6 protein-coding genes and 2 riboswitches are annotated in these 6,681 nt (G+C 72.5%); of the genes, 5 read left to right on the top strand and 1 reads right to left on the bottom strand.

Annotation, left to right across the window (positions count from 1 at the left end; all coding sequences use genetic code 11):
• From C1I98_RS42020 to C1I98_RS33180, 5 genes are all read left to right on the top strand, one after another.
• Nucleotides 1–271, top strand: a 271-nt coding sequence (locus C1I98_RS42020; RefSeq protein WP_199537400.1) for a hypothetical protein, incomplete at its 5' end; no start/stop codon positions are given.
• Between the two features lie 35 nt (nt 272–306).
• A riboswitch (glycine riboswitch) is annotated at nt 307–404 on the top strand.
• A gap of 1 nt (nt 405) precedes the next feature.
• Nucleotides 406–508: riboswitch (glycine riboswitch) on the top strand.
• A 34-nt stretch (nt 509–542) separates the two neighbouring features.
• Nucleotides 543–1,634: a glycine cleavage system aminomethyltransferase GcvT gene (gene gcvT / locus C1I98_RS33195; RefSeq protein WP_111171297.1), complete on the top strand. Its 1,092-nt coding sequence runs from the start codon at nt 543–545 to the stop codon at nt 1,632–1,634.
• Nucleotides 1,631–2,020: a glycine cleavage system protein GcvH gene (gene gcvH, locus C1I98_RS33190; protein ID WP_111171296.1), complete on the top strand. Its 390-nt coding sequence runs from the start codon at nt 1,631–1,633 to the stop codon at nt 2,018–2,020. The genes gcvT and gcvH overlap by 4 nt, the downstream gene beginning before the upstream one ends.
• 33 nt (nt 2,021–2,053) lie before the next feature.
• The gene (locus C1I98_RS33185) at nt 2,054–3,430 is read left to right on the top strand and encodes an L-serine ammonia-lyase (RefSeq protein ID WP_111171295.1); all 1,377 of its coding nucleotides are present in this window, start codon (nt 2,054–2,056) and stop codon (nt 3,428–3,430) included.
• Between the two features lie 274 nt (nt 3,431–3,704).
• Nucleotides 3,705–5,522 carry a hypothetical protein gene (locus tag C1I98_RS33180; protein WP_111171294.1) on the top strand — a complete coding sequence of 606 codons (1,818 nt, stop codon included), beginning with the start codon at nt 3,705–3,707 and terminating at the stop codon, nt 5,520–5,522.
• Between the two features lie 241 nt (nt 5,523–5,763).
• On the opposite strand, the gene C1I98_RS33175 is transcribed toward C1I98_RS33180, so the two are convergent.
• Entirely contained in the window at nt 5,764–6,381 is a 618-nt protein-coding gene (locus tag C1I98_RS33175; protein WP_146607789.1) for a DUF6286 domain-containing protein, read from the bottom strand.
• Between the last annotated feature and the right edge of the window lie 300 nt (nt 6,382–6,681).

Raw genomic sequence — 6,681 nt, 5'->3', positions numbered from 1 at the left:
GGGTGAGCGTACGGCCCGAGCGCAGCAGCTCGCCGGTGACCTCGGCCGGACCCTCCCCCGCCGTGCCGAGACCGCGGTGTTCGACCGCGCCGGGTTCAGCCCCGCCGCCGAACCGGCCGGCGCGCCCGCCGCCTGGCGCGGCGAGCGCGATCGGGGAGGCTGGATTTGGGCCACGAAAGACCTGATATTTCGTGATTTCACGGTGCTCAACGACGTGACCGTCCTCGGCCCCCCTCCCCTTGAGGCCACCATCGCGCTCGCCGCTCCCTGAACCTGGCCCATCTTGATAGGCTGGCGCGGTCGCTGACGATCCCGGCGGGAGAGCGTCCTGGCAGCCGGCCAGGACCCCTGAAGGAGCAAGCCCTCCCCGCGAACCTCTCAAGGCAAAGGACCGCCCGGGGCAGGCGACCTCTGGAAAGCAGGCCGGCGGACCAATGGCCTCGCCGAAGGTGAAAGTCCGGTTAAGAACCGGGCGAAGCTCTCAGGCACCCGTGACAGAGGGGGAGGATGCCCACATCCGACCTGTCTGGGGGTCTGCGTACATGTCCCGACCCACGCCGCTACGCGAAGTCCATGAAAGCCTGGGCGCGACGCTGACCGACTTCGCCGGTTGGCTGATGCCGCTGCGCTACGGCAGCGAGGCCGCCGAGCACAACGCGGTCCGCAGCGCCGCCGGGCTGTTCGACCTTTCGCACATGGGCGAGATCTACGTGACGGGGCCACAGGCCGCCGACGCGCTCGACCACGCCCTGGTGGGCCATCTCGGCACCCTCGACACCGGCCGGGCCCGCTACACCATGATCTGCGCGGACGACGGCGGGGTCCTCGACGACCTGATCGTTTACCGCCTGGCCGCCGAGACCTTCATGGTCGTGGCCAACGCCTCCAACGCCCCCAGGGTCGCCGCCGAGCTGACCGCGCGGGCGCGGCCGTACGACGCGGTGGTCGACGACCGATCCGACTCCGTCGCGCTGATCGCGATCCAGGGGCCGCGCGCCCAGGAGATCCTGGCCACGCTCACCGACGCGGACCTTCCCGGGCTCAAGTACTACGCGGGGCTGCCGGGCACCGTCGCCGGGTTCGACGCGCTGATCGCGCGCACCGGCTACACCGGCGAGGACGGCTTCGAGCTGTTCGTGGCGGGTCCGGACGCGACGCCGCTGTGGCACGCGCTGACCAAGGCGGGCGAGCCGTACGCGCTGCGCCCCGCCGGGCTGTCGGCCCGCGACACGCTGCGCCTGGAGGCCGGGATGCCGCTGTACGGCAACGAGTTGTCCGACGCGCTCACCCCCTTCGACGCCGGGCTCGGCCGCCTGGTGAAGTTCGACAAGCCGGGCGACTTCGTCGGCAGGGCCGCGCTGGAACGCGTCCGCGACACCCCGCCGCGCCGCCGCCTCACCGGCCTGGTCATGGTCGGCCGCCGGGTGCCCAGGCACGGCTACCCCGTGGTGCTGCGCCAGGATGGCACGATCGTGGGCGAGGTCACCAGCGGCGCGCCCTCGCAGTCGCTCGGCCGGCCGATCGCGATGGCCTACGTCGACACCGACGCACAGGGCCCCCTCGCCGTGGACATCCGCGGCTCCCACGAACCCGTCGATGTTGTTGATCTGCCTTTCTACAGGAGGAAGAAGTGAGCGAGATCCCCGAAGAGCTCCAGTACACCAAGGAGCACGAGTGGGTGTCCGGCCTACAGGACGGCGACCTTGCGACCGTGGGCGTGACGGCCTTCGCCGCCGAGCAGCTCGGCGATGTGGTCTTTGTGCAGTTGCCCGAGGTCGGGGCCACCGTGACGGAGGGCGAGGCGATCGGCGAGGTGGAGTCCACCAAGTCGGTGAACGACGTCTACAGCCCGGTCGCCGGTGAGATCGTCGCGGTCAATGACACGGTCTCCGACGACCCCTCGCTGGTCAACAGCGACCCCTACGGCGAGGGCTGGCTGTTCCGGGTCCGTATCGACGGCGCGACCTCCGAACTTCTGAGCGCCGCCGAGTACACCGCCCTCACCTCCGGCGATTCCTGAGCAAGGCGATATCGGTAGACGGAAGGCCCCTCGATGGCGATCAGCGTCTTCGACCTGTTCAAGATCGGTATCGGCCCGTCCAGCTCGCATACGGGCGGGCCGATGGCCGCCGCTCACAAGTTCGCCCGCGGCCTTTACGAGGACGGCCTGCTGGAGCGGGTGGCGAACGTCCGTGCCGTCCTCTACGGCTCGCTCGGCCTGACCGGCAAGGGCCACGGCAGCGACAAGGCCGTCCTGCTGGGCCTGGCCGGTGAGAAACCCGAGCTCGTCGACGTCGACTCCATCGACGATCGGCTTGCCGCGATGCGCGGCTCGGGCACCGTCCCGTTGTACGGCAAGCGGGAGATCCCTTTCGTGGTCGGCGACCACCTGGTCTTCGAGCGCAAGATCTCCCTCCCGCACCACCCCAACGGCATGCGGTTCACCGCCTTCGGCAAGGACGGCGAGCCGCTGCGGGAGAAGGTCTACTACTCGGTGGGCGGCGGGTTCGTGGTGGACGAGAACGCCACCGGCGCCGACCGGATCAAGCCCGACGACACCGAGCTGCCCTACCCCTTCTCGACCGGCGCCGAACTGCTGGCGCACTGCGCCGAGACCGGCCTGTCGATCTCCGGCCTGATGCTGGAGAACGAGCGGGCCTTCGGCCGCGGCCCGCTGGAGATCCGCGAGCGGCTGCTCGAACTCTGGGGCGTCATGTCCGCCTGCGTGCGGCGCGGCTGCGCCACCGAGGGCATACTGCCCGGCGGGCTCAAGGTCAAGCGGCGCGCGCACCGGCTGCACGTGCGGCTGTCGTCGGAGACCAGCGAGAAGGACCCCATGCAGATCATGGACTGGGTGACGCTGTTCGCCCTGGCCGTGAACGAGGAGAACGCCGCGGGCGGGCGCGTGGTCACCGCCCCCACCAACGGCGCGGCCGGGATCATTCCCGCGGTGCTCACCTACTACGACAGGTTCGTGCCGCACGCCGACGACGACGGCGTGGTCCGCTTCCTGCTCACCGCGGGGGCGATCGGCGTGCTGTTCAAGGAGAACGCCTCGATCTCCGGCGCGGAGGTCGGGTGTCAGGGCGAGGTCGGTTCGGCCTGCTCGATGGCCGCCGCCGGTCTGACCGAGGTCCTGGGCGGCACCCCCGAGCAGGTGGAGAACGCGGCCGAGATCGGCATCGAGCACAACCTCGGGCTCACCTGCGACCCGATCGGCGGCCTGGTGCAGATCCCGTGCATCGAGCGCAACGCGGTGGCCTCCATCAAGGCCATCACCGCCGCCCGCATCGCGCTGCGCGGCGACGGCCGTCATTTCGTCCACCTGGACCGGGCGATCAAGACCATGAAGGACACCGGGCGCGACATGCTCGACAAGTACAAGGAGACCAGCCGTGGCGGGCTGGCCGTCAATGTGATCGAGTGCTGAGATTTCCCGGCGGTGCCCATTACGCCGAATGAATCCGTTTTCCAGTGGTCTTCGCTGGTCAGAACCGTTGCGGCCGGGTCGGCCGGACATTGGGTCATGACATCGGGTCACGTTCGAAGTCGATGAAACATGGTTCGAACTGATGCAAACGGCCGGGCGAAATACGTTCATTGTCTAGGATGGTGCGCCTGACCTGACCGGGGCCGGTACGGCCGGCGACCCCGCGCGGGGTCCTTTCCGACCCCGCGCGGCAGACCAGCAGGAGGCGGCTGGAGTGGCGTTTCTCCGCGCCCACTGGGTGTTCCTCCTCGTCCTGATCGCCGGGACGGGGCTGCGCGCGGTGGCGATGCTCGGGTATCAGCCCGCGCTGTGGTTCTGGGCCGACTCCTTCGCCTATCTCAACGCGGCGCTGGACCCACGGCCCCTGGAGTCGCGCCCGGCGGGCTATTCGCTGTTCCTGTGGGCGCTTTCGCCGTTCTCCAGCGTGGCTCTGGTCACCGCCGTGCAGCATGTGCTCGGCCTGGCCATGGCCGTATGCGTGTACGCGCTGGTCAGGCGGCGAGCCGGGCTGCCGGGGTGGGCCGGGGCGCCGGCCGCCGCGCCGGTGCTGCTGGACGTCCACCAGGTGCAGCTCGAACACCTGGTCATGGCCGATCTGCTGTTCACCTTCCTGGCCCTCGCCGCGGTCACGCTGGTGATGTGGCGACCGCGTCCCGCGGTGTGGATGGCCCTCACCGCCGGGCTGCTGCTGGCCGCGGCCACCGTCACCAGGACGGTCGGGCTCGCGCTGGTCGCGGTCGTGGTGGTGGCCATGCTGCTCACCCGGGCGGGCTGGAAGGCCGTGCTGGCCACCGCGCTGACCGCCGCGCTCGGCCTGGGCGGGTACGCCCTGTGGTTCCGCGCCGAACACGGCCAACTGGCCCTCACCCGCAGCAACGTCTTCCTGTGGGCGCGCGTGATGACGTTCGCCGACTGCGCGAAGGTCCGCCCGCCGCAGCCGGAGGCCGCGCTGTGCCCGCGCGAGCCGCTGGGGCGGCGGCTCACGCCGCCGCAGTACATCTGGAGCGGCGACTCCCCCTACAACAGCAAGGCGCTGAGCGGGCTGGACCGCAACGCGCTGGCCGCGTCGTTCGCCACCCGGACGATCATGGCGCAGCCGGCCGACTTCCTGCGCACCGGGGCGCTGGACGTGGCGTCGATCTTCGCCTGGGAGCGCAGGGTCTATCCGGTCAAGGGGCCGCAGAGCGCGTACGTCTTCCCGCGCTCGATCCCGCCGTTCGACCCCGCCAAGCCGGCCTCGCGCGACCGGAGCGCGACCGAGATCACCACCGCGTACCAGGGGCGGCCGGGCGACGTGGCGGTGACCGAGCCGTACGCGGGGTGGCTGCGGGTCTACCAGGACCAGGGGTACCTGCGCGGGCCGCTGCTGGGAGTGGTCCTGCTGGCCGGGCTGGCCGGGGTGCTGGTACGGATCAGGCGGCTGGGCGGGGTGGTGCTGACGCCGTTCGCGGTGGCGGTGACGCTGCTGGCGCTGCCGTCGTTCATCGCGGCCTTCGACCACCGCTATGCGGTGCCCGCGGTGCCGTTCGCGTGCCTGGCGGCCGGGCTGGCCTTCGCCAGGCGGCCGGGGCGCGGGGAGCCGGAGGCGCGCGAGCAGGCCCCGCCGCCGAAGGAGACCGAGGAGGTCACGGTCGCCTCCCGGCAGCCCGGGCGGACGCTACCGGCCCGTACCCCGCTGCCGTCGGAGGAGATCACCGCCCCGCTGCCCAAGATCGAGGCGGCGCCGCTGCCGACCCGCCGTCCCGAGCGCAGGCACGCCGGACCACCGCTATCGGCGGCGGACATGCAGGCGCACCAGCGCGGGAAGCCCGTCGTCCCGAACCGCCCGCCGCACACGGCCCACCACCCCGCCGTCCAGCGCGGCGACCAGACGGCGGACATCCGTGTCTGGCGCGCAGGCCAGGCCGATCCGCAGCCGCTCGTCTCCGACGACCCTGACCCGGATACGGCGGAGTCCTTCGACTTCTTTAAGCCCCACACCGATCATCGCGACCGCGGACCCGGCCCGTCGTCCCAGCCGCCCCCGGCCTAGCGCCCGTACCAGCCAGCGCAGGGTGACCATGGCCAGCGTCACCAGCGCGAAGGCCAGCAGCCAGCGCAGCCGCCCGTCCGCCGCGACCGTCTCGGCGAACGGCGTGGCGGGCAGCCGGTCGCCGCGCGGGTGTCCGGGCAGGAGGCCGCGTCCGCGCAGGATCGCGTATCCGCCGCCGAGCAGCGCGGGCAGGCCGACCAGCGCCAGGCCGATCCGGTTGCCGAGGTAGGCGCGCATCCGGTCAGCCACCGGTCCGGCGTAGCCGTACCACGACCTCGCCCGCGCCGGACGCGCCCAGCGCGGCCAGCCGGTCCCCGACGTCCGCGCCGACCTGCCGCAGCAGCGTGGCCGGGCGCTGCGCGCCGGTGACCACCATGATCTCGATCCGCCTGCGGCCGAGCCGCACCCGCGCCCGGTCCACCCCGGCGACGCCCTCGGCGACGGTCCGCAGCGTACGGCGCAGCCCGGCGCGCGTGAACCCGACCACGATCAGGGGGTCGCGGGTCTCGGCGGGCACCAGGCGGGTACGGCCGGGCAGTGCCGCGATCGCCAGCAGCGCGCCGCCGAGCACGGCCAAGGCCGCCGCGCCGGCCTGCACGAACGGATCGGACCACGTCCGCGCGTCCAGCGCGGCCACGATCCGGTCGAACGGCACGACCCGCGGCGGCGCGCCCAGCACCGCCCCGACCGCCTCGGCGGCGGCCAGCAGCGACACCGCCGCGAGCCCGGCGGCCACGGCGACGCCCGCGGGGGCCCGGGTCGGCCGCAACGCCCGCGCCGCGCCCCGCGCGGCATCGTGGCGCTCCTCGTCGCCTTCGGGGGGCGCACGGTCGATGGTCTGCTCCGGCGAAGTCGTCACGGCGAACACAGCTACACCGCCCCACCCCCGCCACGGCGGGGACGAACCACCCGCTTGCGCGATCGGGGAACACGACCGGACCAGAATTTACGCACGCCCCTGCATCACCGCCCGCCCGCGCAGGAGTATGGGCGTCACCGGGAGTACGCGGCCGCACGACGTACGGCGGCCGGGCGAGAGTACGGCCACGCGGGAGTACGGCCGCCGACAAGGAGTACGCGCCCGCCGGAGTACGGCCGGCTGCGCGGCGTACGGCGGGCCGGGCGCATGCGGGTGCGGCGGCCGGGTGGGATCGCGGGG

The sequence above is a fragment of the Spongiactinospora gelatinilytica genome, from assembly GCF_003236385.1.
GTDB lineage: Bacteria > Actinomycetota > Actinomycetes > Streptosporangiales > Streptosporangiaceae > Spongiactinospora > Spongiactinospora gelatinilytica.
The sequence above is the reverse complement of the archived record's forward strand: the minus strand, read 5'-3'. Positions and strand labels throughout refer to the sequence as shown.